Below are 25756 nucleotides of genomic sequence, written 5' to 3' on the forward strand. Positions count from 1 at the left end.
TAGCGGCGTCAAAATATCATTGCACGGAAGAGCTGGGCGGATATCGGCTCTGTGCCCCCGCGTCATGCAACCAAAGTCTGATGCGGTTCAGGCGATCTTGCCGGTGTCGCGGCCGGCGCCGATCAGCACCAGGATGGCGACCAGGAATAGGTACATCCACGCATCGCGCCATTCGACCGGGAAGTAGCCGGCCCACAGCGATTCGGCCATGCCGAAAGCCGCCGCGCCCAGCGCCGCCCGCGGCGGCGAGAGATAGCCGCCGACCGCCGTCACGAACAGGATTTTCAGTCCGTAGACGAGGCCGGAGCCGAAGCTGACATTGCCGTAATAGAGGCCGGCCATGACGCCGGCCAGAGCGGCGCAGAAACCGCCGAACAGTACCGCACGCCGGAACACCGCGCGCACGTCGACGCCGCACATCGCCGCTGCCCTGGGATCGTCGGAGACGGCGCGCCAGCGCCGGCCGAAGCTCGAGCGGGCAAATGCCCAACTGGCAAGCGCGATTGCCGCCAGCACCACCGCGCAGTCGATGAGCTGGATGAGCGTCAGCGTCGCCTTGAAGGTCGCGCCCTGCGCGAAAACGATGGGCTGCGCCAGCATAGGCGGCAGCCATAGGTCGTGTGTATCAGCGGCGATGCGGCTTGCTTCCGACAGGACCAGCAATATGCCCAGCGTCGTCACCACGATCGCGTTGGGTGTACGGTCGGCCAACGGTTCGAAGACGCTACGCGACAGGACGTGGCTGAGCAGCGCGGCATAGAGGAATGCCGTGACGACGCCGAGCGCCACCGCCGCAAGCAGTGTCAGCCACAGCACCTGATAGCCGAAGGCCGCAGTGAGGATCATCATCTGGCCGCAAAAGGCGAACAGCGCGCCATAGGCGAGGTTGGTGCGGTGCAGGATGCCGTTGGTCAGCACATAGCCGAAGGCGAGCAGCGCATAGAGCGCGCCCGAATGCAGTCCGTTCAGCACCTGCTGAAAAAAGTAGAGCATGCAAAAAACCTCGAGGCATGTCGCCCAAAAGTGCGAAGCGGTTTTGGGACAACGACATGTGCTCAAAACAAGGCTGCGGAGACCGCGCCCAATAGAGAAGTTGCATCGCTGAATCTAACTTGTCAAATACGATTTATCGGTTAGATTTCCGGCATGACGGTATGCTGGACCCCGCACCGCTTCACCGGCGGCCTGCTTGCGCTCGACACGGCGAACACCGTCGTGCTGCGCGGCGATCCGAAGAGGTCCTTCGATCGCTTCGATGATCCGGCCGAGATTGCCCGCTTCGCCGATGCGGCGAGCCGCTTTCGCGCCGCCGAGCTTGGTGGCAGACCGCTGGCAGCACCGTCACCGGAGACGATTGCACCCGTCGTGCTGTCGATACGCGAGGCGACGGACCGGCTGTTTCGCGGTGCGGTGTCGAAGGGCTCGGTTGCAACCTCCGATCTACCGGGGTTCCTCAGAGCTTGCGCCGATGGCCTGGCCGACAGCACGACCGAGATCGGTGCGCCGGGAAGGCCGTTCGGCGATCCGGTGACGCCGCTCGCCTTCGAGACGGCGTTGGCGGTTTCGGCGCTCTCGCTGCTGCACGACGATACCGCCGCAAGGCTCAGGATCTGTCCCAATTGCACCTGGCTGTTCGTCGACAGGAGCCGCAATTCCAGCCGGCTTTGGTGCGACATGGCGGTGTGCGGCAACAGGCAGAAGGCAAGTCGTCACTATCGTCGCCGCCGCATGGCAGCCAATGAGGTCAAGGATGCTTAGAGCGTTTTCCCGTTCGATCATTGTCGGCGCGGTACTCGTTGCCGCCGTTGCGCTCGGCGCCTGCCGCGATACCGGCGATGACCAAGGCAAGCTGTTCGAGATTTCCGGCAAGATATTCGTCTTCAACTACCGCCTCGCCAGGGCGACCTATGTGGTGACGCTGCGGCCGCTGAAGCCTATGGCAGAGGGGCAGGTGGCGGTCGCCAGTTTCCAGGATCCCGCCGGCGGCGCGCCATTGGTGGTCGAGCAGAAGGTGTGGCCGAAGCTTGACAAGGTGACGCTGGAGAGCCCGGCGCTGACCTGCGTCGTCAAGAACAAGCCCTATGCGATTGCCATCAGCATCAAGGGGACCGACGGCGCGGTCCTGCAGAAGATCGACACCACGTTGATGTCGACCGAAGACCAGTCGGTGCTGCCCGACCGGCCTTTGGTCATCGACCAGCTCTATACCGCCAATCCCGATCTCGCCGGCCATCCCGACGGCAAGCTGCCGGGCGAGCCGAAGCCGGATTGCTCGAAGGGCAGCTGACGCGTCGCTTCCAGCCCTGGTCGCTGCTGAAATTTTCGTGCGCCGGACAACGCCCGCGGATCGGTTTCGTACCGGATTCAAGATGGCCACGGACTGTTCGTTGCGCGTTGCCTGGCACCTGCGATTTTGTTTGACCTGCCTTGCAAGGGAAGAAAGGATGCGCCATCCGACCCCGACGTTGGCTGCCTGCCCCCGTGCGGCCTCCGCAGAGGAAATTCCTGATGACGCTGCATGACGTCGCGCTCGACGACAAGTTCGATCTCGCAAAGGAGCGCATCTTCCTGTCCGGCGCGCAGGCGGTCATCCGCATGCTTCTGATGCAGCGCGAGCGTGACCGCCGCGCCGGCCTAAATACGGCCGGCTTTGTCTCCGGTTATCGCGGTTCGCCGCTCGGCGGCCTCGACATGCAGCTGTGGAAGGCCAAGAATCAACTCGCCCAGGCCGACATCGTCTTCCAACCAGGCCTCAACGAGGAGCTGGCCGCCACCGCTTGCTGGGGCGCGCAGCAGACGGAACTGCTGGGCGAGGGCACCCATGACGGCGTCTTTTCGGTCTGGTACGGCAAGGGGCCGGGCGTCGATCGCTCCGGCGATGTGTTCCGCCATGCCAATCTCGCCGGATCGTCGAAACACGGCGGCGTGCTCGCCTTGATGGGCGACGACCATATGGCCGAATCCTCGACCAACGCGCATGCCACCGAATTCCTTTTCGTCGACACGATGGTGCCGATCCTCAACCCCGCCGGCGTCCAGGAGATCATCGACTACGGGCTCTACGGCTTTGCCATGTCGCGCTTTGCCGGCACCTGGGCGGCGATCAAATGCGTCAAGGACAACATCGAATCGACGGCCTCCGTCGATGCCTCGCTCGAGCGGCTGAACATCGTCGTGCCGGATTTCGACATGCCGCCCGGTGGTCTCAACATCCGCCACGAGATCGACATGCTCGGCCAGGAGGAGCGGCTGCATGAGCATAAGCGTGCCGCGGCTTCCGCCTTCATCCATGCCAACGGGCTGAACCGCATCGTCTATTCGGGCGGCCGCAACCCGAAGATTGGCATCATCACGCTGGGCAAGAGCTATCTCGATGTTCGCCAGGCGCTTGAGGACATCGGCATCGACGAGGCGGCCGCCAACCGCATCGGCGTGCGGCTGTTCAAGGTCGGCTGCCCCTGGCCGCTCGACCTGCATCACATCGCCGACTTCGCCCGCGGTCTCGACACCATCATCGTCGTCGAGGAGAAACGCTCGCTGATCGAAGTGCAGCTGCGCGAGAGCCTTTACGGCACCGCCACGCAGCCGGTCATTATCGGCAAGAAGGACGAGCGCGGCGACTGGCTGTTCCCGGCCAAGGGCGCGCTCGACCCCAACGAGATCGCCATCGCGCTTGGCGAAAGGATCGTCAGGACCATCGGTCCGTCCGAGGAGATTTCGGCGCGGGTGGCCAAGCTGCGCCAGTTCCAGGCAATGCTCACCGACGCCACCGACATCGGCTCGCGCACGCCGTTCTTCTGTTCCGGTTGCCCGCACAATTCGTCCACCAAGGTGCCGGACGGCTCGATCGCTGCAGCCGGCATCGGTTGCCACTTCATGGCGCTGTGGATGGACCGCAACACCCTCGGTTTCACGGCGATGGGCGGCGAGGGCGCGCAATGGGTCGGCCAGGCGCCGTTCTCCAAGCGCGAGCACATCTTCCAGAATCTCGGCGACGGCACCTACAACCATTCCGGCACGCTGGCGATCCGCTTCGCGCTGTCGACCGATGCCAACATCACCTACAAGATACTCTACAACGACGCCGTCGCCATGACCGGCGGCCAGCCGCACGAAGGTGGCCTGACCGTCGACATGATCGCCAGGCAGGTGCGGGCCGAGGGCGTCGCCCGCATCGCCGTCGTCACCGATGAGCCCGACAAATATGCCGGGAAGGTCGAATTCCCGGCCGGCGCCACTGTCCATCACCGCGATGACCTCGACCTGGTTCAGCGCGAATTGCGGAACGTCAAGGGCATCTCGGTGCTGCTCTACGACCAGACCTGCGCCGCCGAAAAACGCCGCCGCCGCAAGCGCGGCACCTTTCCCGATCCCGACAAGCGCGTCTTCATCAACGAACTGGTCTGTGAAGGCTGCGGCGATTGCGGCGTGCAGTCGAACTGCGTCTCGATCCAGCCGGTCGAGACCGAATTCGGCCGCAAGCGCAGGATCGACCAGTCGAGCTGCAACAAGGATTTCTCCTGCGTCAACGGCTTTTGCCCGTCCTTCGTCACCGTGCACGGAGCCAAGATCCGCAAGGCCGAAGGCCTTGCCGGCAAGGCCAACCCGCTCGACGGCGTACCGACGCCCGCTGAGTTCCCGCTTGGCGAACAGGGCTGGGCGGCAATCATCGACGGTGTCGGCGGCACCGGCGTCGTCACGGTCGGTGCGGTGCTCGGCATGGCCGCCCATCTCGAGGACAAGGGCTGCGGCATGATCGACATGGCCGGCCTCGCCCAGAAGGGCGGTTCGGTGTTCACGCATGTCCGCATTGCCCGCACTCCGGACGACATCCATGCCATCCGCGTCTCGGCCGGTAAGGCCGATCTCGTGCTTGGCTGCGATCTCGTCGTGTCGGGCGCCAAGAAGGTGCTGACCGCGGTGCGCGAGGGCCACACTATCTTCCTCGCCAACACCGCCGAAATCATGCCCGGCGAATTTGCCCGTTCGGCCGATTTCTCGTTGCCGATAGAGCGCCTGAAGAAGGCGATCCGCGCGGCCGCTGGCGACGACAAGGCGCATTTCTTCGACGCCACCCGCACCGCCACGGCACTGTTCGGCAACTCGCTCGGCGCCAACATGTTCATGCTTGGCTTTGCCTTCCAGCACGGCGGCTTGCCGCTGTCCGCCGAAGCGGTCGAGAAGGCGATCGAGCTCAATGGCGAAGCCGTGGCGATGAACATCGCCGCCTTCCGCTGGGGCCGTCGTGCCGCCCATCAACCGGACTTCGTGCGCGGCCTTGTCGCCCAGCCGGGCCCAACCGTCGCTGGAAAGCCCGGTCAGCCTGGGACGGTTGCCGAGACGCTGGACAACATCATTGGCCGCCGCGCCGCCTTCCTGACCGCCTATCAGAACGCCGCCTATGGCAAGCGCTACTCCGAAAGACTGGCCGTTTTGCGCGCCGCCGAAGCGAAGGCCGTGCCTGGTTCGACCGCGGTGTCGGAAGCCGCCGCGAAGAACCTGTTCAAGCTGATGGCGATCAAGGACGAGTACGAGGTGGCGCGGCTCTACACCGATGGCTCGTTTGCCGCCGAATTGGGCAAGCAATTCCAGAGCTACGACAAACTCGAATTCCATCTCGCACCGCCGATCATGGGCCGCCGCGGCAACGACGGCAAACCGAGGAAATCGAGCTTTGGCCCCTGGATGATGAAGGGTTTTCGCGTGCTGGCGGCGATGAAGAGCCTGCGCGGCACTGCCTTCGACCTGTTCGGCTACACCGCCGAGCGGCGCATGGAGCGACAGCTTCTGGCACAGTACGAGGCGGATCTGGAGCTAATCGTCAAATCACTGGCGCCGGGTAAGGCCGATGCGGCGGTTGCCCTTGCCTCGGTGCCGGCCCTCATTCGCGGCTATGGCCATGTCAGGCAGGCCAGCGCCGAAAAGGCAGCCGGCGAGCGCTCCCGGTTGCTCCAGCGCCTTGCAAACGCACCGGCGGGCCCCGCACTTCAGGCCGCCGAATGAAGGCCTTGTTTACCTGAAGCTTGATTTCCTGGTCTGTCCTGCTTTTGCGCTCCTTCGCAGCCGAGCCAAAACCACTGTTCTAAGCCTTTCTTAAGGCGGATGTGGGATGACGAGGCCTAGCGTTGGGCCGACGATATGGGCAGAACAAAAACCGAAAACATCCCAGCGGATGTTTATATCCAGTTTGTGCGGTCGTTGTTCGACAACGCTCACATGCTGGTGATTGGCGGCGTGTGCTACTGGATCCTCGGATTCATGATCTATTTGCGCACGCACAATCCGTTGTTCTTGGCTTTCTCTTTTGCCCTGCTGTCTATCTGCCTTTTCCGCTATTTCGGCATTCGCCGCTTCCGGAAGGCGGGCGGTGTGATAGCCGACGTCCAGGAGGCGCAGCGGTGGGAGCGCAACTACATCCTCAAGGGCAGCCTGCAGGGCCTCGGGCTGGGCGCGCTGTGCTTCATATCTATCTATGTTTATCCCGACCCCTTTGCCGAACTTGCCGCGACGTCGCTGGCCATCGCAACGTTGGTGACGGTTGTTGGCCGGAACTACGGATCTCCGCTCATGGTGCGGATTTTTTCCGTGACCTTCATTGGTCCCGCAGCACTTGCACTGTTGCTGCGCATGGATGTCCCCTCGGTTGTCCTCGGGTTGATGATCATTCCGTTGACTTTCGTCACGATCAACAGCGCCGACCACGTTCGCGACGTGCTCTTCTCGGCGGTCATCGGCCACAAGGAAGCGAGGAAGCTCGCGCTCAGATTCGATCGCGCACTCAACACGATGTCGCACGGCCTCGTCATGCTCGGCCCCAACGGCCGCGTGGCGGTGGCCAATGCCGAAGCTGCCCATCTGATGTCGCTCAAGTCCGGGGATGCGCTGCTTGGTCGGTCGATCCATGGTCTGTTGATGCGAGGTGTCGCCGGCGGCATGCTGGCGCCAAAGGATTGCCGCTATATCGAGGCTCAGCTGACTCGCGCCCTGCGCGAGGGCCGCGACCGCAAGGTGCTCGTTTCCCTCGCCAACGGCCAGCACTATGAATTTTCGGCACGCGAAGGCAGCCAGGAGCTGGGCGTCATCACCTTCGAGGACGTCACCGCCCGCGTCGAGGCGGAAGACAAGATCCGTTTCATGGCGCGCTTTGACAATCTTACCGGCCTGCCCAACCGTGCCTATTTCCACGAACTGGTCGGCGAGGCCATGGCGTCCGGCGATCGCGACCGGCTCTGCGGCCTGGCGGTGCTCGACCTCGACGATTTCAAGAGCGTCAACGACACGCTTGGCCATCCGATCGGTGACGGGTTGATCTACGCCGTTGCCGAGCGGCTTGCCGCCATTGCCGGGCAAGGCATCACGGTCAGCCGTTTTGGCGGCGACGAGTTCATGATCTTCTTCGACCGCGTCGAGGATGAGAGCCATCTGACCAGCCAGCTCGACGAGATTTTCGCCGGCCTGCAAGGAGAAGTCGACGTCGCCGGTCACGGGCTGCGTATCCAAGCCAGTGGCGGTGCGGTGCTGTCGCATGTCAAGGATACCGATGTCGACGCCATGATCGTCAAGGCGGACCTGGCGCTCTACAAGGCCAAGGAGTTCGGCAAGAACGGCTGGCGGCTGTTCGAGGCGGCAATGGACGCCGCGTTCCGCAACCGTCAGTTGATGAAGGCGGATCTGCGCAGCGCGGTAGAAAGCAAGGAATTGCGGGTGGTCTACCAGCCGATCGTGGCAATGAACACGATGCGCATCGCGAGTTGCGAGGCGCTGTGCCGCTGGGACCATCCCGATCTCGGGCCGATTTCGCCCAGCATCTTCATTCCGCTGGCCGAGGAAATGGGTATCATTTCCGAGATCAGCACCTTCGTGCTGCAGGCAGCCTGTACCGAATGCGCCAAATGGCCCGACCAGACCAGCGTCTCGGTCAATCTCTCCGCCAAGGATTTCCGCAGCCGCGATGTCATCCAGAAGGTTCGCGATGCGCTGGCGAGTTCCGGCTTGGCCGCCGGCCGACTGGAGATCGAGGTCACCGAAACGGCACTGCTCGACGACAAGTCGCTGACACGCCAGTACATCGAGGAGCTGAAGCAGCTTGGCGTACGCATCGCGCTCGATGATTTCGGCACCGGCTATTCGAGCCTGAGCTATCTGCATAAGTTGCCGCTCGACAAGATCAAAATCGACCGCTCGTTCCTGATCGACGTCACCCAGAACCCGCGTTCGCTTGAGTTGCTCAAGGGCATCGTCAACCTGTCGCGGCCGCTGGGACTTTCCGTCACCGTCGAAGGCGTAGAGACCTTCGAGCAGCTCAAGATCCTGGCCATGCAGGTCAAACCCGATCTCGTGCAAGGCTTCCTGTTCGGTGCCGCGCTCAGTGCGTCGGGTATCGAGACGATGTCGAATGTCACTTGGCCTTTCGCCGCTGACCTGCGTCTCACCGGCAAACGGATAGCCAGTTAGCGCTGTGATCGACAGCCTAAGCGTTGGCCTGGCTCACGCACCTGTGTTGATGGAGGTGCGATGTCTTGGAGGCAATGATCCACATCCTTCTCGCAGCGCATTCCTCATCAAAAGACATTCTCAAGTGGGCGCTCACCTGTTAAGGTTAACACAAGGTAAATCAACAACATCTAAATTTCAGCTTGTGTCTCATTTTCACTCGAATAGCTTATCCGTAGGCGGAATTTCGAGGACAGATGATGGATGCTGCAAGGGCTGCAAGGAAAGCCTCCGGCGCGGTCAGCGCAGCCGGCGATTCGGTACTGAATCGATCGATTATGCAACTGCTGGAGCATGTCGATTATCGCCTCGTTACCGGGGGCGAGGATTTGGAGGCGATTTACCGGCTTCGCTATAAATCCTATCTGCGCTCAGGCATGTGCGGCCCAATCGCCAGTGGGATGTTCGAGGATCGCTGGGACAATCTGCCCAATTCCTACCGGTTCGGTGTCTATTGCTATGGCGAATTGGTCAGCACGATCCGCTTCCATTATATTTCCAGCGAGCACCCGGATTCGCCCTCCGTCGATGCCTATCCGGAAATACTGATCGAGCGACTTGCCCGGGGAGAAACCTTCATCGACGGAACCCGCTTCGCAGCCGATCCTGACGGTGCGCCGGCGCCCGGAGTGCTGCCTTTCCTAACCCTCAGGCTTGCCATGGTGGCCTCGCGCTACTTTGGCCAGAACTCGGTGCTTACGCCGGTCAAGATCGAGCATTCCAATTTTTATGCCCGCTACTTCAATGCCGTGCAAAGGACTGAGGGGAAAGTATTTCCGGGCGTTCTTGCCCCGATCGCGCTGTTCGAAATTCCCGCCGGCGAGAATATGCGACTAACCCTCGAACGGTTCCCATTCTTCAGGTCGACGCCGATGGAACAGCGGCTGATGTTTGCCAATCCTGCCATCAACCGACTGACACCCCTGTCGATTGTTCCAACAGCGAAATATTATCGGGACGCCGCCTGAGCTTCCGTTTTTTGCGGAGCCTCCGGAGCTTTCCGGCCGGATAGGCGTTCTGATTATGGCGGCGCGTTGACGTTCCGCGCCTCCATGTCGACAGATATGCCAGAAGGAACCCGACATGACCATTTCCACGCTTGCGCTCACCCCGCTCATCTCGCTGATCGCCGGCGTGTTGATCCTCGTCATGCCAAGGCTGTTGAACTACATCGTCGCGCTCTATCTGATCGTCGTCGGACTGCTCGGGCTTTTCCCGCATCTTGCCGGCTGAGGCGCGCAAGCGTCCGCCTCGACCGCTTTCGGAGCATCTTTCCGCATCAGGCGCCCGGATCCGGGGATCGGGCTCCGGCGCCATGTCGGCAGCCGGCTTCAAATTTCCTTTGAGGCAGTTGTCGGCTGCGATGCGGCAATAGCGCCATTGCTCTCGGCCCGGCTTTTCGCTATGTGCCTGAAAGATGTCTTCGAAGGGGTATTCCTATGGCTGATCACTCGCCGACCGGTCCTGTCGAACTGGGCGCGAAGATGGACTATGCCGAGCATGACCGCACCTATGCGGGCTTCCTCATGCTGGCCAAATACGGATCGCTTTTCTGCGGCGCCCTGCTTCTGGCGATGGCCTTCGGCTTCTTCGCGGGCGGCTTCTTCTCGGCTACCATCCTGTTCGTTCTGATTCTGGCGGCCGGCGCCTTTATCCTCCGATAGACTTTCCGACATTTTGTCCACGGCGCCGCCGCGAGGCCGGCCGGCGTCTTGCGGGAACGAGCTTCCGGCCGAAAGGATCATGCGGTGGGACAGACGGTTTTCATCCCTCGTGAACTCGATGCCAACGAGCCGCGCGTCGCGGCCTCGCCCGATACGGTCAAGCGGCTGGCGGGACTGGGTTTCGATGTCGTCATCGAGACCGGTGCCGGCACGCGGTCGCGCATCCCCGACGAGGAATTCGCTAAAGCCGGTGCCGCCATCGGCAAGGCTTCCGATGTCGCCAAGGCCGATGTGGTGCTGAAGGTGCGCCGGCCTGGGGATGCCGAGCTGAAGAGCTACAAGCCGGGCACTGCGGTCATCGCCATCATGGATCCCTATGGCAATGATGCCGCCGTGGCAGCCCTTGCCAAGGCCGGCGTGACCGCATTCTCGATGGAATTCATGCCGCGCATCACCCGCGCCCAGTCGATGGACGTACTTTCCAGCCAAGCCAATCTCGCCGGCTATCAGGCGGTGATCGACGGCGCTTCGGAATACGACCGGGCGCTGCCGATGATGATGACGGCGGCGGGCACGGTGCCGGCGGCGAAGGTCTTCATTATGGGTGTCGGCGTTGCCGGCCTGCAGGCGATCGCCACCGCGCGTCGGCTTGGCGCGGTCGTCACCGCCACCGACGTTCGCCCCGCCGCCAAGGAACAGGTCGCCTCGCTCGGCGCAAAGTTCCTCGCGGTCGAGGACGAGGAGTTCAAGGCTGCCGAGACGGCAGGCGGCTACGCCAAGGAAATGTCCAGGGAATACCAGGCCAAGCAGGCAGCACTCACCGCCGAGCATATCGCCAAGCAGGACATAGTCGTCACCACGGCGCTGATCCCCGGCCGGCCGGCGCCGAAGCTGGTGTCGGCGGCGATGGTCGCCTCGATGAAGCCGGGTTCGGTGCTCGTCGATCTGGCGGTCGAGCGCGGCGGCAATGTCGAGGGCGCCGTACCAGGTCAGGTCGTCACCACGGCCAACAACGTCAAGATCGTCGGTCACCTCAATGTACCCGGCCGCATCGCGGCGTCGGCCTCGCTGCTTTACGCCAGGAACCTGTTCGCCTTCCTCGAGACGCTGGTCGACAAGACAACGAAGACGCTTGCCATCAATCGCGACGACGATCTGGTCAAGGCGACGATGCTGACCGATGGCGGCAAGATCGTGCACCCGGCCTTCGCCAAGGCCGACCAGCAGCCCCATGTCGAGCCGGCTGCGATCCCGGCCAAAACCATGGTCGCCGACGCTTCGGCCAAGCCGAAGAAGACCGCTCCCAAGAAACTGGCCACACCCAAGTCGCCCTCGTCGAAGTCGAAAGGCATTGCGTGATGGATCAGACCCTGCAGAAAGCCCTCGACCAGCTCGACCAGGCCTCCGCCGCCGTTCGGCTGGCGGTGCAGAATATGGCGACCGCGCCCGGTGGCGCCGAAGCGGCGGGTGACGCCGCGCACGCGCTGTCCGGCGGCGCCATCGATCCCTTCGTCTTCCGCTTCGCCATCTTCGTGCTGGCGATCTTCGTCGGCTACTATGTCGTCTGGTCGGTGACCCCCGCTTTGCACACGCCGCTGATGGCCGTCACCAACGCCATCTCCTCGGTCATCGTCGTCGGCGCGCTGCTTGCCGTCGGTATCGCGGCCTCCGGCATCGCCGCAGGCTTCGGCTTCGTCGCGCTGATGCTGGTGTCGGTCAACATCTTCGGCGGCTTCCTCGTCACCCAGCGCATGCTGGCCATGTACAAGAAGAAGGACAAGTAGAGCGCCATGAACGCCAACTTCGCGTCCTTCCTCTATCTGGTTTCCGGCGTCCTGTTCATCATGGCGCTGCGTGGCCTGTCGCATCCGACCACCAGCCGCCAGGGCAATCTATACGGCATGATCGGTATGGGCATCGCCATCGCCACCACATTGGCGCTGGCAACCCCGTCGGCGGGCCGCTTCGGCCTGATCGTGCTCGGTCTTGCCATTGGCGGCGGTGTCGGCGCCGTCACAGCGCGCCGCATCGCCATGACCTCGATGCCGCAATTGGTCGCCGCCTTCCACTCGCTGGTCGGCCTTGCCGCCGTCATGGTGGCGGCCGCGGCCATCTACGCGCCGGAAAGCTTTGGCATCGGCACGGATGGCGACATCCATGCCCAGGCCCTGATCGAGATGAGCCTTGGCGTCGCCATCGGCGCCATCACCTTCACCGGCTCGGTCATCGCCTTCCTCAAGCTCGACGGCCGCATGTCCGGCAAGCCGATCATGATCGGCGGTCGCCACTTCATAAACGCCGCGCTTGGCGTGGCACTCATCGTGCTGATCGTGCTTCTGGTCACCACCGAGGCCAAGCTGGTGTTTTGGCTCATCGTCGCCGCGTCGCTGGTGCTCGGCATCCTGCTCATCATCCCGATCGGCGGTGCCGACATGCCGGTCGTCGTGTCGATGCTGAATTCCTATTCCGGCTGGGCGGCGGCGGCACTCGGCTTCACGCTCGGCAATCTGGCGCTGATCATCACCGGCGCGCTGGTCGGCTCGTCCGGCGCGATCCTGTCCTACATCATGTGCAAGGGCATGAACCGAAGCTTCATCTCGGTCATCCTCGGCGGCTTCGGCGGCGAGACGGCAGCTCAAGCCGACGACGGCATCGAGCGCACGGTCAAGCAGGGCTCGGCCGACGATGCCGCCTACCTCATGATGAACGCGCAGAAGGTCATCATCGTGCCGGGCTACGGCATGGCGGTCGCCCAGGCCCAGCACGCGTTGCGCGAAATGGCCGACAAGCTCAAGGCTAACGGCGTCGACGTGAAGTACGCCATTCATCCCGTGGCGGGCCGTATGCCCGGCCACATGAACGTGCTGCTCGCCGAAGCCAACGTGCCCTACGACGAAGTGTTCGAACTCGAGGACATCAACTCCGAATTCGCGCAGGCCGACGTCGCCTATGTCATCGGCGCCAACGACGTCACCAACCCGTCCGCGCGCGATGACAAGAGCAGCCCTATCTACGGCATGCCGATCCTCGACGTCGACAAGGCCCGCACCTGCCTGTTCGTCAAGCGCTCGCTCGGTTCCGGCTATGCCGGCATCGACAACACGCTGTTCTACAAGGACGGCACCATGATGCTGCTCGGTGACGCAAAGAAGATGACCGAAGAGATCGTCAAGGCGATGGATCACTGATCGGCGATCGGCACTGAGACAAGCCAAGGAGCGCCCGGCCTCGTGCCGGGCTTTTTCTTGGCGTGTCGGCTGTTCGGGGCTACGATGATGAATTCCTGTCCCGTCGACGGGATTGTCGTCAACGGAGACGTTGGTGCCCGACCCCGTCGCATCGCCGCCCACCGGAAAAGTGCCGCGCAAGCCTGGCCAGGCGGTGGTGATCGTGCACGGCATGGGTGAACAGCGGCCGATGGATACGCTGCGCGGCTTTGTCCAGGCTGTCTGGAGCCATGACCCCGCCCGCGCGCCGTTTTATGCCCATGTCGCCGATCCGGCCGATCCCGCCGGCGCGAAGATCAACCAGAGCTGGATCACACCCGACAGCCGGACCAATTCATACGAACTTCGCCGCATCACCACGCCTTACGATGTCGATGGCCGCCGCACCGATTTCTACGAGCTTTACTGGGCCGACATCACGCAGGGCACGGCCCGGGCCCGGCTTGCCGCCTGGGTGACAAATCTGCTTTGGCGCAAGCCGTCCGACATTCCGCCCGACGCCCGCAAGCTCTATCTCGTCACGCTTCTTGCCGTCATCGTCGTCCTGTGCGCGGCGCTCGCGCTCGCGACGTCGGTTTGGCAGCAGTACATCTCCTTGGCCGCCGGCCTGCTCGTCACCATCCTGGCCTCGCTGATCATCTGGGCGGTCGATCGGTTCGGCCTTCCCTATTTCGGCGATGTCGCGGCCTATGTACGCGCGGAAGCGGCGACGGTGGAGAAACGCGCGCTGATCCGCGACCGCAGCCTGAGGCTGCTGAAGCGTCTGATGATGGACGATGCCTACGACCGGATCGTGCTGGTGTCGCACAGCCTTGGATCGATGATCGCCTATGATCTCCTGCAGATATTGTGGGCCGATTTCAGGCCCCGAAAACTGGAGGCCATCCGCGACAAGGCGAAACTGAAAGCGATCCGCGCCATCGACAAGGCGACGCTTGTTGCCGACGGTTCGGCGTGGCCCGACAGGCTGGATGATCTCGCCGGTTTCCGACGCGATCAATGGGAGCTCTACCGGCAACTCCGAACCGCGGATGCCGACCATCCGCTGCCATGGAAGATCAGCGATTTCATCACGCTCGGCAGCCCGCTGACCCATAGTGAATTTCTGGTGACGCATGATCTTGCCGAATTCAGGCGCGGCGTTGCCGAACGGCTGTTCTCCACATGCCCGCCAATCGCCGAAGGGGCGTCGGCCGGCGGCACTGTGCTTTATCAGGAGGGACGCAGCCCTTCAGGCAAACCGCAGCGCGCCGTGCATCATGGCGCGGTGTTTGCCGCGACGCGGTGGACCAACATTTTCGACCGCGGCGATGGCTGGCTGACGGGAGATCCGATCTCCGGGCCGATGTCTGAGAATTTCGGCCCGGGCGTGGAGAATATCCAGGTAGAGCTGCGCAGCTCCCGCGGCCGCATTTTCACACACACTTTGTACTGGTCGTTGACAGCGGCCGGCGTCGAGGTCGCCGCCGGTGCTCGGCCGCGCTCGCACCTTGCCGTGCTGCGCGACGCTGTCGACCTCGGTCGCAAGCTGGAGCCGAGCCAGCCACCGCCGGCGAGCCGGCAAGCGTAGAAACCGATCGCGGCTCAGATATCCAGATTGGCGACCGATAGGGCGTTGTCCTGGATGAATTCGCGCCTAGGTTCGACCTCGTCGCCCATCAGCCGCGAGAACAGACTATCCGCGTCCGTCGCGTCATTGACCTTGACCTGCAGCAGCGAGCGCACGTTCGGGTCGAGCGTGGTTTCCCACAGCTGTTCGGCGTTCATTTCGCCGAGACCCTTGTAGCGCTGCATGGTCAGGCCCTTGCGGCCGGTCGCAAAGACGGCGTTGAGCAGCGCCAGCGGACCCGAGATGGTTTCGGAGACATCCTTGCGGTGCAGCACCGGTGGCGTCCCGTAAACCTCGCTGAGGCGCTGTGCGTAGCGGTCGAGCTGGCGAGCATCGGCCGAATTGATCAGCGCAAGATCGAGATGCGCGTATTCCTTGACGCTGCGCACCGTGCGCTCGAATACATAGCCGCCGACGCCTTCGTTCGAGGTCGACATGCGGCCGGTCCAGCCGCGCTCTGTGTCCTCGGCGATGATGTCGAGGCGTTTTGCGATCCGCTCCGCCATGGCGTTGGCGCGGCCGAGATCGGTGAAGACGTCCGGGTTGAGCCCGCCGGCGATCGCGGCCTGTTCGACCACGCCTCTGTTGTAGCGGGTGTGCAGGCCGTTGATCAGCTGGCGCACGGCCAGCGCGTCGTCGATAGCGCCGCGCAGGTCCTGCCCGGTGCGGACCTCGCCGGAGCCGAGCGAAAGCGATGCTTCTTCCAGCCCCGAACCGATCAGGAACTCCTCGAAGGCGCTCTCGTCCTTGATGTATTGCGAGCTCTTGCCGCGCGTCACTTTGTAGAGCGGCGGCTGGGCGATGTAGAGATGCCCGCGCTCGATCAGCTCCGGCATCTGCCGGAAGAAGAAGGTGAGCAGCAAGGTGCGGATGTGGGCGCCGTCGACGTCGGCGTCGGTCATCAGGATGATCTTGTGGTAGCGCAATTTGTCGGCGTTGAACTCGTCCTTGCCGATCGAGGTGCCGAGCGCGGTGATCAGCGTGCCGATCATGTCGGAACCGAGCATGCGGTCGAAGCGTGCCCGCTCGACATTGAGGATCTTGCCGCGCAAGGGCAGGATCGCCTGGTTCTGGCGCGAACGCCCACCCTTGGCCGAGCCGCCGGCGGAATCGCCCTCGACGATGAAGATTTCGGATTTCGCCGGGTCGCGTTCCTGGCAGTCGGCCAGCTTGCCGGGCAGGGAAGTGACGCCGAGCGAACTCTTGCGGGTGATGTCGCGCGCCTTGCGCGCGGCCTCACGCGCCGCGGCTGCCTGGATCACCTTGTCGACGACCACCTTGCCTTCTGCAGGATGCTCCTCCAGCCAGGTGCCGAGCGCTTCGTTGACCAAGCCTTCGACGACGGGCCGGACTTCCGACGAAACCAGCTTGTCCTTGGTCTGCGAGGAGAATTTCGGATCGGGAACTTTGACCGACAGCACCGCAGTCAGGCCTTCGCGACAATCGTCACCGATCAGCGAGACCTTTTCCTTCTTGGTTAGGCCAGAGGATTCGCCATAGCCCGTGATTTGACGCGTCAGCGCGCCGCGAAAACCGGCCAGATGCGTGCCGCCATCGCGCTGCGGGATATTGTTGGTGAAGGCCAGCACGTTCTCGTGGTAGCTGTCGTTCCACCACATCGCCACTTCGACGGTTATGCCGTCGCGCTCGGCCTTGATGGCGATCGGTTTGTCGATCAGCGGTTTCTTGACCCGGTCGAGATATTTGACGAATTCCTCCAGTCCGCCATCATAGTGCAGTTCATGGCGCACGACGTCGGCATGACGGGCGTCGGTCAACACGATGCGCACGCCGGAATTGAGGAAGGCGAGCTCGCGCAACCGGTGTTCCAGCGTGCCGAAATCGAACTCGACCATGGTGAAGGTTTCGGACGACGGGAAGAAGCTGATCTCGCTGCCGCTGCGCCCTTCATAGGTGCCAGGCTGCTTGTCCTGCTCATAGCTGCCGGTGGCCTTCAGCGGCGCGTCGGCATTGCCATGTGTGAAGCTCATCTCGAAGATCTGGCCATTGCGGCGGATTTTCAACTTCAGCCACGCCGAAAGCGCATTGACCACCGAGACGCCGACGCCATGCAGGCCGCCCGACACCTTGTAGGAGTTCTGGTCGAATTTGCCGCCGGCATGCAGCTGCGTCATGATCACTTCAGCCGCGGAAATGCCTTCTCCGGTGTGGATATCGGTCGGGATGCCGCGGCCATTGTCGATCACCGTGACCGAACCATCGGGGTTGAGCGTCACGGTGACAAGGTCGGCGTGGCCGGCCAGCGCCTCGTCGATGGCGTTGTCGACCACCTCATAGACCATGTGATGCAGGCCGGAACCGTCGTCGGTGTCGCCGATATACATGCCAGGGCGTTTGCGCACGGCATCCAACCCCTTCAAAACCTTGATGGAATCGGCGCCGTATTCGGCTTCAGCGCCGGTGGTGTTGTCGATCTGATCGCTCATGAAAACCTGTTGTCTGGATGCCGCTCGCACGGCGCGAAAAATCGGCCCCGAATCGCGCCTCTAATATGAACTAGATATAGGCGCTAAAGGCGGTTTTTCCAAGGTTTGCAGGCATTTCCCCGGCTGTCCATAACGCGCTTTCGCCCGGCCTTATCTGGCTTTGGCCAGCCGGTCCCTGAGAAACTTGATCATGAACTTGTATCGCGGCGCCAGCCGCCCGGTCCGATCAAGTTCCAGCGTCATGTCGAGCGCTTGGGAAAGCACCGCCTTGGGGTTCTTGGCGACCTGAGCGTAATCGATCATGGCCACCACAAGGTCGCGCTGCCAGGTGGCATTGTTCGGGTCGGACTGGGCAAGCTGCTGGCGGATGTCGAGGCTATCCTGGAAGGCCTGCCGCGTGCCCTTGAAGTCGCGCTGCTTGCCCTTGAGCGTGCCGATTTCGGACAGCGTGATCGACAGGTCGCGCTGCCAGTCGGCATTGGCAGGATCGAGCTTCGCCAGCCGGTCGGCGATGGCGAAACTGTCGGTGTAGGCCTTGAGCGCGCCCGCCCGGTCGCCTTGTATTTCCAGAATGCCGGCGACCTTTTCGAGGCTGACGGAGAGGTCGCGCTGCCAATCCGTGTTGTTCGGGTCGCCAGCCGCCAGCACGCGGGCTATCGACAGGGCTTGCCTGTAAGCCGACAGCGCATCCGGCCATTTTTCCTGGTCGCTCAGCGCATTGCCGATCTTGGCATTGCCGACAGACAGGTCGCGCGTCAGCTCGCTGTTGTCCGGGTCGCGGTCCACCAATCGTTCGACGATCGCCTGGCTTGCCCGATAGGCCGCGAGTGCGCCCACCGCATCGCTCCGCTCGCGCTTGAGGTCGCCGATCGTCGTATGGCTGACCGAGACATCGCGCTGCCGCTCTGCATCCTGTGGTTTCTTGCCGGCCAACGCCAATCGGACCTTCAGGCTTTGCTCATAGGCCGCCTGGGCGTTGTCCAACTGGCCGGCGGTGCGCGCCAAAGCGCCGATCTCGTCATAGCTGATGGTCAGGTCGCGCTGCAGCTCGGCGCGCTCGGGTTCGTTGTCGGCAAGCTGCTTCTTGATCGACAGACTTTCCTGGTAGACCTGCGAGGCTCCAGCCAGATCGCCTTGCGTCACCAGCACATTGCCGATCTTGTCGTCGGCCATGGCGAAGTCGCCGAACCATGGCAGACGATCGGGCTCGGCCGCGGTCAAATCCCGGAGCATGGTTCTGGCAGACTGATAATTCTCAAGTGCTTCCGGCAGGTCGCCTTGCACCAGCCTGATGTTGCCGAGCTTGATGTGGCTGACGGCGAAATCACGCCTCACGCTCGGATCGGTTTCTTGGGTCGAACGCAGTTCGAGATTGGATACTAGCGCCGCAAAGGCGCGCCCTGCCGCATCGGTGTTGCCGACAAGGGTATAGAGCTTGCCGAGGTCGTCCAGCGTCCGGATCTGGCGGTCGGCGTCGTCCAGCGTCAGCGAGGTCTGTCCGGCCTCGCCGTAAAGGGCCAGCACCGATTCATAGTCCTTGATGGCCGTGGCGTAGTCGAGATCGGCGCGTGCCGCACCGCCGGACAGAAAACGCGTCGCCGCTTCGGACAGCGTGCGGCTGACGAAATTGGCCTTCAAGGCGTTGCGCGAGACATTGTCGATGTCGGCGGCCCTGGCGAGGATGGCGCGGGCGCCTTCGAAGGCGCCAAGCGAAAGCTGTTCCTCGGCCTGCCGGCGCAGTTCCGTCACTTGCGGATCATCGGAGGCGAGCGTCTTCATTTCGCTGCGCACCTTGACGAAGGCGTCGGCCGCTTCGTGCAGCCGGGCGTTCAGGCTGTCCGCCGACAAATGGCTGCTGTCGGAGCCGATCAGCGCGCCATAGAGCGGCGCCAGCGGCATGTCGGCATCGCTGGCGATCTGCTCGACCTCGCCGCGCATCTCCGGCGTCACGTCGGCCATGGCGAGCAGCAGGCGCTCGCGCTCCGGCAGCTGTTCCTTGGCCGCTGCGGCAAAGAACAGTTTTGGCAGGCCGCTCTCGACATAGGGCAGCTGTTTGCCGCGTGACAGGTCATAGACCTCTTGCTGTACCAGCGTCAGCACCGAGCGGATCTCGAGCCCGTCGGTGCCGAGATATTTGGTCAGCGCTGTCGTGAACGGCGAATTCTGGCCGGTGCCGTCGGTAGCCGTCTCACCGGGTGCGGCTGAAAAGGCGAACAGGATGTTTTCGGCGCGGCCAATCCGGCCGAGACCCGGCCGGACTTTCTCCGCGACATCCTTTGCCAGCGATGTCGCGCCTCGACCTTCGCTCACAGTGCCCGAAAACGGATCGCTGCGGCACGCATCGAGCACGATCAGGCCGACCCTGGCTGTGGCGGCCACGGTGTCGCGCACTTCTTCCAGCGGCAGGCTGGTCTTTTCCAGTGCATCGAGCGAGGAGGCGTCGGCATCGACCGGAAGCAGCCGGTTGTCGCCGGAGATTTCGACGCCGTGGCCGGAGAAATAGACGAGCGCCACATCGGCGCCCTTGGCATCCTCGCGAAAATCGTCGAGCGCGCGGCGCATGCGCCTGAGGTCACGATTGGTTTCGAGGACAACCTCGAAGCCGAGCTTCTTCAACGCCGCTCCCATCGCCTCACCGTCATGGACCGGATTGGCGAGTGGCCGGACCAGGCGGTAGTCGTCATCGGCGATGACCAGCGCCACGCGCCGCTCCGCCACTGCCGCGGCGGTGGTCGTGAGCATCAGCAGCAAGGCAAACAGCAAGCGCAAGTCGAACTGCCCCCCGGCTCGTTCATTTGCGCGAACATTCCACCTCTTTATGGCATGAGCAAGCCGGGCTTTTGGTGGAAAGCCGGCGCGTTTAGGCAGCCCGCATCGGCTTCAACGCCTCGCTCCATCGCGACAACTCGTCGAGCATGGTTTTGGCTCCGCCCTGCACCTGCTCGCTGGCGTTGAAAGCGCCTTTCTCGTCGAGCAGTTTCTGATACATCGGCAGCGCGACGCCTTCCGGGATCGGCATGACGCCCACCGAGGTCAGCAATGGCTTCAGCGCCTGCGTCGCGCGCAGGCCGCCGGACACGCCGCCATAGCTGAAAATGCCAGCGGGCTTGTATGTCCATTCGCGCAGCAGATAGTCAATCGCGTTGACGATCGCCGGCGCCACGAAATAATTGTATTCCGGCGCGACGAAGACAAAGGCATCGGCGGCATCGATTGCCTTGGACCAGGCCTTGGTATGGTCGTTCTGGTAGTTGCCAAGCCTTGGATGGTGCGGTTCGTCCAGCACCGGAAGCTTGAACGTATCGATGTCGGTCAGCACCGGCTCGAATTTCCCGTGTTCGCGCGCGAATCTCTCCAGCCAGTCGGCGAAAACCGGTCCGGCGCGGCCTGGCCGCGTGCTGCCGATGATGATGTTCAACTGGTGCTTCAAGGTTGGCTCCAAGGCTGGCGGTATCTGTTGGTGACCGTGACCTACGGCAGAGCTTGGCCGTGAACAAGGCGACACCGCCGGGAGGGCGGTCACAATCGGCTGAACGGACCGTCTCCCGTCCGTCCCAGGCCGCACAATTTGCGCCTGCCGTCCGGTCACATGGACGCCCGGGTCGCCAGCCACTACATTGTGGTATCAGCGGAGCAGCCCATGGACATCCAGCCCGCCCCCTTCGTTCCCCCGGCGCCGAAGCCGCGCACGACGCCGCCCTCGACGCTGGAGATGATCCGCATCGTCTACCGCAACCCGCTCGAACTGTGGGGGGAGCATACCTACAACGAGCCCTGGATTTCGGCGAGTGGCGTTGGTGGACATCTGATCGTTGCCAACGATCCCGGCCTGATCCGCCACGTGCTGGTCGACAACGCCAAGAACTACAAGATGGCGACGGTGCGCCAGAAGATCCTGCGGCCGATCCTGCGCGACGGCCTGCTGACCGCCGAGGGCGAGGTCTGGAAACGGTCGCGCAAGGCGATGGCGCCGGTGTTCACGCCGCGCCACATCTTCGGCTTCGCCCAGCCGATGCTTCGGCGCACGCGGGAGTTCGTCACCCGCTATGAGGGTGGCGGCATATCCGACATCGCCCATGACATGACGCTGCTCACTTACGACATCCTGGCCGAAACGCTGTTTTCCGGCGAGATATCAGGCGAGCCGGGCAGTTTCGGCAACGAGATCGACCGTCTGTTCGAGACCATGGGCCGCGTCGACCCGCTCGACCTGTTGCGCGCGCCCGACTGGCTGCCTCGCCTGACCCGCATACGCGGCCGCAAGACCATGGCTTACTTCCGCAAGATCGTCACCGACACGGTCAAGATGCGCGAAGAGAAATTCAAGCGTGATCCCGACGCCGTGCCGCAGGATTTCCTGACGCTGCTGCTCAAGGCCGAGGGCCCCGACGGGCTGACGCGGGCCGAGGTCGAGGACAACATCATCACCTTCATCGGCGCCGGCCACGAGACCACGGCGCGCGCGCTGGGCTGGACTCTCTATTGCCTGGCGGAATCCCCGTGGGAGCGCAACCGGGTCGAGCAGGAGATCGACCAGGTGCTGGCACGCGAGCCCGATCCGACGAAGTGGCTCGATGCCATGCCGCTGACGCGCGCAGCCTTCGACGAGGCGCTCCGGCTCTATCCGCCGGCGCCGTCTATCAACCGTGAGCCGATCGAGCCGGAAATGTGGAAGGATCTTTATATCCCCAAGCACGCCGCCGTGCTGGTGATGCCGTGGGTCGTCCATCGCCACCGGAAACTGTGGGACAGGCCGGATGCCTTCCTGCCGGAGCGCTTCCACCCGGGAAATCGCGAAAAGATCGACCGCTTCCAGTATCTGCCGTTTGGCGCGGGCCCTCGCGTCTGCATCGGCGCCAGCTTCGCCATGCAGGAGGCGATTATCGCGCTGGCGATCATGCTGTCACGCTTCCGCTTCGACACTACCGCTGAAACGAAACCCTGGCCGGTGCAGAAGCTGACCACGCAACCACAAGGTGGTTTGCCGATGCAGGTCACGCCTCGATAGGGGTGACACCTTCAAGCTGTGGCAATGAAAATTAAGCTGCGGGTTTGCGCTGCTGGAACTGACCGGCGGCGCGGAAGCGCCAGAGATAGCTGGGCAGGATCGTCGCGATCGATTGCGGCTGGATGCCGAGCCCGGCGAGTGTCCGGTTGGCTTTCGTGGCCTCGTTCGACACGATGTTGTGCTCGCGCAGCTGTATCACCTGGTCCTTGGTCAGCAGCGGATTGGGCAAGAGGCCGAGGATCGAGGCCTGGATGTTGGCTACCCACCACGGCACGGGCACCAGCAGGCGCTTGCGCTCGATCACGTCGAGCAGTTCCTCCATGCATTCCTTGAAGGTGAGCACCTTGGGGCCACCGAGTTCGTAGATCTGGCCGCCATCGACCTTGCCGTCGACCGAGCGCGCCACCGCTTCGGCGACGTCGCCGACATAGACCGGCTGGAACTTGGTCTGGCCGCCGCCGATCAGCGGTAGCACCGGCGAATAGCGCGCCATGTTGGCGAAGCGGTTGAAGAAGGCGTCCTCGGGCCCGAAATTGATCGACGGCCGGAAGATCACGGCGTCCTTGATCGTCTCCAGAACCGCCTTTTCGCCAAGCGCCTTGGTGCGCGCATAGTCCGATCCGGAGTTCAGGTCGGCACCAAGCGCCGAAATATGGGTGAGACCGGCGCCGACGGCGCGCGCTGCCTCGGCCACGGCGCGGGCGCCGAACTCGTGCACGGAGGAGAATTTCTGCCGGCCGCCCTCATGCAGGACGGCGACCAGATTGACGACATGGTCGGCACCCTGCACGGCGCGGTCGACCGACCAGCGCACGCGCACATTGGCCTGCACCGGTTGGATCTGGCCGACATTGCCAAGTGGCTGCAAATGGCCGGCAAGATCGGGCCGCCGGCAGGCGACACGGATGCGATAGCCGCGCTTGGCCAACGCGCGCACGACATGGCGGCCGACAAAGCCTGACCCGCCAAAGACGACGACGAGCTTTGGGGTCTGCAGGATTTCGGTCATGGCTGGCTCCGGCGCTCGCAAGCTTGGCTGAAGCCGTTTCATAATCGGTTTCGCGCCAAAGGCAAAGGGTGACGCGTCGTCGCTGCCGCCCTTGTTTTCAGAGCAATTCCAACCTTGTCAGAACGCCTTGCCGATGCGGGCGTCGACCGAATGGCGGTTGCCGCCGCGAATGACGCAAAACAGCAGGATCGCCGCCCACAGCAGCGACTTTTCAGCGCCCGAAAAGCCTTGGTCCATGGTCACCCAGTGGAACCAGACCGTGACCAGCAGCACGAACAGGCCGGCAAAGGCGGCCGGCCGCGTCAAAAACCCGATGGCGATGAAAATACCGCCGAAGAATTCGGTGCAGGCCAGAAGCAACGACCATAAGGCGCCCGGATAAAAGCCGAGGCCTTCGACCATCTCGGCGGCGCCGAAAGGATTGGCGATCTTCTGCGAGCCATGGACGGCGAGAAATGCACCGGCAACGACTCGAAGAACGGTTTCCGCGCCATCGTGCAAGGCTGCGTAAAACCTGCCAAGGGCTGGGATGACAAGGCTGTTGCAGGGATTGTCCGTGCTTGCCGACATTATGGCTCCTCTGTTTGCTCAATCAGCGCAAACGGCCGATCAGGTCGGATGAAGTCAAATAAACAAAAGTTGACCTAAATAAGAAAGTTTCAGCATTGCGCAGGCGAAACGCAGAAAACCCCGCCGAAGCGGGGTTTTCCGGGTGACATCCATGCGAAGTCAGGGGCCGACGGAGCGGCCTGACCTGAGACGGTATCAGGAGGGCGTGAAGCAAGTACGCCCACCCCAGCCCTGAACATCCGACATGGTGCCTCCGACCTTCTTGCAGGCCGCGACAAAATCGGCGCTGCAGTTGGCGAATTTTGCATGGCCGTTCTTGCAGTAATGATCCTCGGTGGCGCCGCCGTTCGGGGCGGTGATGACGCCAGGGCTGGACGGCTTGACCGGCGCGGCCTTCAGGCTGGCTGCCTGCGTGGCGCCCATGAACGAGCCAAGAAGAAGGACGGCGGTCAGCATGGTGATCTTGGTGTTGGTCATGACAATTTCCTTTTGATTTGGGTTGAGTTTTCCGAGGCGCAAAGGATGATCCTTTGCGTGAAACAGGCTTCGCTTTTCGGTTTGCTGCTTCCCTCGGTGTGGATCGGGCAAGCTCGCCTTGCCCTGGACAAAGGTGGGTCGCAGCAGGGCGCGGAAAGGTTCAGCGGCGCGCAAAGAAAATCGCGCCGCGCCGCGCCTCGGGCGGGCAGATCTGAGATAACTATCTGATGTCTAACGATTTATTCAAGAAGAATAGCGGGCGGCGAATTCGGAGATGCGCTGCACCACGGCCTTGGACGCGGTGATGCCCCGCGCTTGCGCCTTCTCTGCGGCTTCGGCGCGGGCACGGCCGGGCACATGCACGCCGAAGCGCCGCCGCAGCCGGTCGAGCTGGTCCTTCATCCGCTGCTCGAAATCCGGATCGAGCAGCTTTGGCTCGACGGCAAGCACGAACAGCCCGGTGCCGGGGCTGTCCGGTCCGCCGCTGAACCATGGCGCGTCGAGCGACCAGTTGGCGCCCGACAGGCCCGCCGCCAGCACCTCGACCATCAGGGCGATGTTGGCGCCGCGCTGGCCGCCGAAGGCAAGCATGGCACCCTTCATGGCGGCGGCAGGATCGGTGGTCGGGTTACCGCTGGCGTCCAGTGCCCAGCCTTCGGGGATTGTCTTGCCGTCCTCGGCCGCCTTGCGGATGTTGACGAAAGCGGTGGCGCTCGACGACTGGTCGATGACCAGCGGCGCGCCGTCCGCGGCGGGCGCGGCGAACGACATCGGGTTGGTGCAGTAGACCGGCTTGACGGAGCCCGAACCAGCAAGCACGGCCGGCCCATTGGTGGCGGCGAACGACACCAGCCCTTGTGCCGCCAACCGCCCGGTGAAATAGCCGAGCGCGCCACACGTATAGGCGTTTTTCTGCGAGAAGATGGCGACGCCGAACAGTCTTGCCGCCTTGGCGAGGTCGTCGATTGTGCGGTCGAAGCCGGTGTGCGCCAGCCCGCCGCGCGCATCGGAGAGGTAGATTGCCAACGCCGGCCGGGTGATCACCGGATCTGCGTTGCCATCGATGCGTCCGGCTTCCAGCGCCTCGAGGTAATCGATGAAATGCGAAAACCCGACGGAGGAAAGCCCCTCCGACTCGGCGGCGATGATCGAAGCGGTGAGCGATTGCGCCGCTTCCTCATTGGCGCCGGCGCCAAGTGCCGCCATCCGGCACAGTCCTTTTGCCTGGTCGAGACTGAGTTGCATCACAATG

The 25756-nt window shown here is 63.2% G+C and carries 20 protein-coding genes; 12 read left to right on the forward strand and 8 right to left on the reverse strand.

The annotated features are described in order from the left end of the window. Positions 1 to 87 precede the first annotated feature (87 nt). Positions 88 to 993 (reverse strand): branched-chain amino acid ABC transporter permease, encoded by a 906-nt coding sequence (locus NKI38_RS05780; RefSeq protein ID WP_352628238.1) that lies wholly within the window; start codon positions 991 to 993, stop codon positions 88 to 90. Positions 994 to 1146: 153 nt separating this feature from the next. Between NKI38_RS05780 and NKI38_RS05785 the strand changes: the two genes are divergently transcribed. The 11 genes from NKI38_RS05785 to NKI38_RS05835 all read left to right on the forward strand — a co-directional run bounded on the left by NKI38_RS05785 (position 1147) and on the right by NKI38_RS05835 (position 14954). After that, the gene (locus NKI38_RS05785; RefSeq protein WP_352655524.1) at positions 1147 to 1758 is read left to right on the forward strand and encodes a CGNR zinc finger domain-containing protein; all 612 of its coding nucleotides are present in this window, start codon (positions 1147 to 1149) and stop codon (positions 1756 to 1758) included. Beyond that, positions 1751 to 2287 carry a hypothetical protein gene (locus NKI38_RS05790; RefSeq protein ID WP_352655525.1) on the forward strand — a complete coding sequence of 179 codons (537 nt, stop codon included), beginning with the start codon at positions 1751 to 1753 and terminating at the stop codon, positions 2285 to 2287. Before NKI38_RS05785 ends, NKI38_RS05790 begins: the two co-directional genes overlap by 8 nt. A gap of 221 nt (positions 2288 to 2508) precedes the next feature. Continuing rightward, on the forward strand, positions 2509 to 6003 hold the full coding sequence (locus NKI38_RS05795) for an indolepyruvate ferredoxin oxidoreductase family protein (protein ID WP_352655527.1): 3495 nt from the start codon (positions 2509 to 2511) through the stop codon (positions 6001 to 6003). Positions 6004 to 6138: 135 nt separating this feature from the next. Next, the gene (locus NKI38_RS05800; RefSeq protein WP_352655529.1) at positions 6139 to 8454 is read left to right on the forward strand and encodes a putative bifunctional diguanylate cyclase/phosphodiesterase; all 2316 of its coding nucleotides are present in this window, start codon (positions 6139 to 6141) and stop codon (positions 8452 to 8454) included. 236 nt (positions 8455 to 8690) lie between these two features. Then, positions 8691 to 9461 (forward strand): N-acyl amino acid synthase FeeM domain-containing protein, encoded by a 771-nt coding sequence (locus NKI38_RS05805; RefSeq protein ID WP_352628232.1) that lies wholly within the window; start codon positions 8691 to 8693, stop codon positions 9459 to 9461. Positions 9462 to 9576: 115 nt separating this feature from the next. Continuing rightward, the gene (locus NKI38_RS05810) at positions 9577 to 9726 is read left to right on the forward strand and encodes a DUF3096 domain-containing protein (protein WP_013528205.1); all 150 of its coding nucleotides are present in this window, start codon (positions 9577 to 9579) and stop codon (positions 9724 to 9726) included. Positions 9727 to 9932: 206 nt separating this feature from the next. Then, entirely contained in the window at positions 9933 to 10157 is a 225-nt protein-coding gene (locus NKI38_RS05815) for an aa3-type cytochrome c oxidase subunit IV (RefSeq protein WP_352628231.1), read from the forward strand. Positions 10158 to 10241: 84 nt separating this feature from the next. Continuing rightward, positions 10242 to 11516 carry a Re/Si-specific NAD(P)(+) transhydrogenase subunit alpha gene (locus NKI38_RS05820; RefSeq protein WP_352655531.1) on the forward strand — a complete coding sequence of 425 codons (1275 nt, stop codon included), beginning with the start codon at positions 10242 to 10244 and terminating at the stop codon, positions 11514 to 11516. Then, positions 11516 to 11941, forward strand: a complete 426-nt coding sequence (locus tag NKI38_RS05825) for a proton-translocating transhydrogenase family protein (RefSeq protein ID WP_091581083.1) — start codon at positions 11516 to 11518, stop codon at positions 11939 to 11941. Before NKI38_RS05820 ends, NKI38_RS05825 begins: the two co-directional genes overlap by 1 nt. 6 nt (positions 11942 to 11947) lie before the next feature. Further along, entirely contained in the window at positions 11948 to 13345 is a 1398-nt protein-coding gene (locus NKI38_RS05830; protein WP_352655533.1) for an NAD(P)(+) transhydrogenase (Re/Si-specific) subunit beta, read from the forward strand. A 133-nt stretch (positions 13346 to 13478) separates the two neighbouring features. Further along, on the forward strand, positions 13479 to 14954 hold the full coding sequence (locus tag NKI38_RS05835) for a hypothetical protein (protein ID WP_352655535.1): 1476 nt from the start codon (positions 13479 to 13481) through the stop codon (positions 14952 to 14954). Between the two features lie 14 nt (positions 14955 to 14968). On the opposite strand, the gene gyrB is transcribed toward NKI38_RS05835, so the two are convergent. The 3 genes from gyrB to NKI38_RS05850 form a co-directional block, all read right to left on the reverse strand. Next, entirely contained in the window at positions 14969 to 17440 is a 2472-nt protein-coding gene (gene gyrB, locus NKI38_RS05840) for a DNA topoisomerase (ATP-hydrolyzing) subunit B (RefSeq protein ID WP_352655537.1), read from the reverse strand. 150 nt (positions 17441 to 17590) lie between these two features. Then, positions 17591 to 20209: a caspase family protein gene (locus tag NKI38_RS05845; RefSeq protein ID WP_352655539.1), complete on the reverse strand. Its 2619-nt coding sequence runs from the start codon at positions 20207 to 20209 to the stop codon at positions 17591 to 17593. 91 nt (positions 20210 to 20300) lie between these two features. After that, positions 20301 to 20870 (reverse strand): NADPH-dependent FMN reductase, encoded by a 570-nt coding sequence (locus NKI38_RS05850; protein WP_352655541.1) that lies wholly within the window; start codon positions 20868 to 20870, stop codon positions 20301 to 20303. 210 nt (positions 20871 to 21080) lie between these two features. Here NKI38_RS05850 and NKI38_RS05855 point away from each other — a divergent pair, with 210 nt between their 5' ends. Further along, positions 21081 to 22448, forward strand: a complete 1368-nt coding sequence (locus NKI38_RS05855) for a cytochrome P450 (RefSeq protein WP_352655543.1) — start codon at positions 21081 to 21083, stop codon at positions 22446 to 22448. Between the two features lie 31 nt (positions 22449 to 22479). Here the strand turns inward: NKI38_RS05855 and NKI38_RS05860 are convergent, their stop codons facing one another. From NKI38_RS05860 to NKI38_RS05875, 4 genes are all read right to left on the reverse strand, one after another. Beyond that, on the reverse strand, positions 22480 to 23457 hold the full coding sequence (locus NKI38_RS05860; RefSeq protein WP_352655545.1) for a complex I NDUFA9 subunit family protein: 978 nt from the start codon (positions 23455 to 23457) through the stop codon (positions 22480 to 22482). A gap of 117 nt (positions 23458 to 23574) precedes the next feature. Then, on the reverse strand, positions 23575 to 24027 hold the full coding sequence (locus NKI38_RS05865; RefSeq protein ID WP_352655547.1) for a DoxX family protein: 453 nt from the start codon (positions 24025 to 24027) through the stop codon (positions 23575 to 23577). Positions 24028 to 24222: 195 nt separating this feature from the next. Continuing rightward, positions 24223 to 24504: a hypothetical protein gene (locus tag NKI38_RS05870; protein WP_352655548.1), complete on the reverse strand. Its 282-nt coding sequence runs from the start codon at positions 24502 to 24504 to the stop codon at positions 24223 to 24225. 243 nt (positions 24505 to 24747) lie between these two features. Beyond that, complete coding sequence (locus tag NKI38_RS05875) at positions 24748 to 25749, reverse strand: Ldh family oxidoreductase (RefSeq protein WP_352628218.1); 1002 nt, start codon at positions 25747 to 25749, stop codon at positions 24748 to 24750. Between the last annotated feature and the right edge of the window lie 7 nt (positions 25750 to 25756).

It is taken from the genome of Mesorhizobium sp. M0621 (assembly GCF_040320745.1).
Taxonomy (GTDB): Bacteria; Pseudomonadota; Alphaproteobacteria; order Rhizobiales; family Rhizobiaceae; genus Mesorhizobium.

What these genes read in the sequence shown, in the direction of transcription:
- NKI38_RS05780 (WP_352628238.1), bottom strand. Translation starts at nt 993, where the DNA reads ATGCTCTACTTTTTTCAGCAGGTGCTGAACGGACTGCATTCGGGCGCG.
- NKI38_RS05785 (WP_352655524.1), top strand. Translation starts at nt 1,147, where the DNA reads ATGACGGTATGCTGGACCCCGCACCGCTTCACCGGCGGCCTGCTTGCG.
- NKI38_RS05790 (WP_352655525.1), top strand. Translation starts at nt 1,751, where the DNA reads ATGCTTAGAGCGTTTTCCCGTTCGATCATTGTCGGCGCGGTACTCGTT.
- NKI38_RS05795 (WP_352655527.1), top strand. Translation starts at nt 2,509, where the DNA reads ATGACGCTGCATGACGTCGCGCTCGACGACAAGTTCGATCTCGCAAAG.
- NKI38_RS05800 (WP_352655529.1), top strand. Translation starts at nt 6,139, where the DNA reads ATGGGCAGAACAAAAACCGAAAACATCCCAGCGGATGTTTATATCCAG.
- NKI38_RS05805 (WP_352628232.1), top strand. Translation starts at nt 8,691, where the DNA reads ATGATGGATGCTGCAAGGGCTGCAAGGAAAGCCTCCGGCGCGGTCAGC.
- NKI38_RS05810 (WP_013528205.1), top strand. Translation starts at nt 9,577, where the DNA reads ATGACCATTTCCACGCTTGCGCTCACCCCGCTCATCTCGCTGATCGCC.
- NKI38_RS05815 (WP_352628231.1), top strand. Translation starts at nt 9,933, where the DNA reads ATGGCTGATCACTCGCCGACCGGTCCTGTCGAACTGGGCGCGAAGATG.
- NKI38_RS05825 (WP_091581083.1), top strand. Translation starts at nt 11,516, where the DNA reads ATGGATCAGACCCTGCAGAAAGCCCTCGACCAGCTCGACCAGGCCTCC.
- NKI38_RS05830 (WP_352655533.1), top strand. Translation starts at nt 11,948, where the DNA reads ATGAACGCCAACTTCGCGTCCTTCCTCTATCTGGTTTCCGGCGTCCTG.
- gyrB (WP_352655537.1), bottom strand. Translation starts at nt 17,440, where the DNA reads ATGAGCGATCAGATCGACAACACCACCGGCGCTGAAGCCGAATACGGC.
- NKI38_RS05855 (WP_352655543.1), top strand. Translation starts at nt 21,081, where the DNA reads ATGGACATCCAGCCCGCCCCCTTCGTTCCCCCGGCGCCGAAGCCGCGC.
- NKI38_RS05860 (WP_352655545.1), bottom strand. Translation starts at nt 23,457, where the DNA reads ATGACCGAAATCCTGCAGACCCCAAAGCTCGTCGTCGTCTTTGGCGGG.
- NKI38_RS05865 (WP_352655547.1), bottom strand. Translation starts at nt 24,027, where the DNA reads ATGTCGGCAAGCACGGACAATCCCTGCAACAGCCTTGTCATCCCAGCC.
- NKI38_RS05870 (WP_352655548.1), bottom strand. Translation starts at nt 24,504, where the DNA reads ATGACCAACACCAAGATCACCATGCTGACCGCCGTCCTTCTTCTTGGC.
- NKI38_RS05875 (WP_352628218.1), bottom strand. Translation starts at nt 25,749, where the DNA reads ATGCAACTCAGTCTCGACCAGGCAAAAGGACTGTGCCGGATGGCGGCA.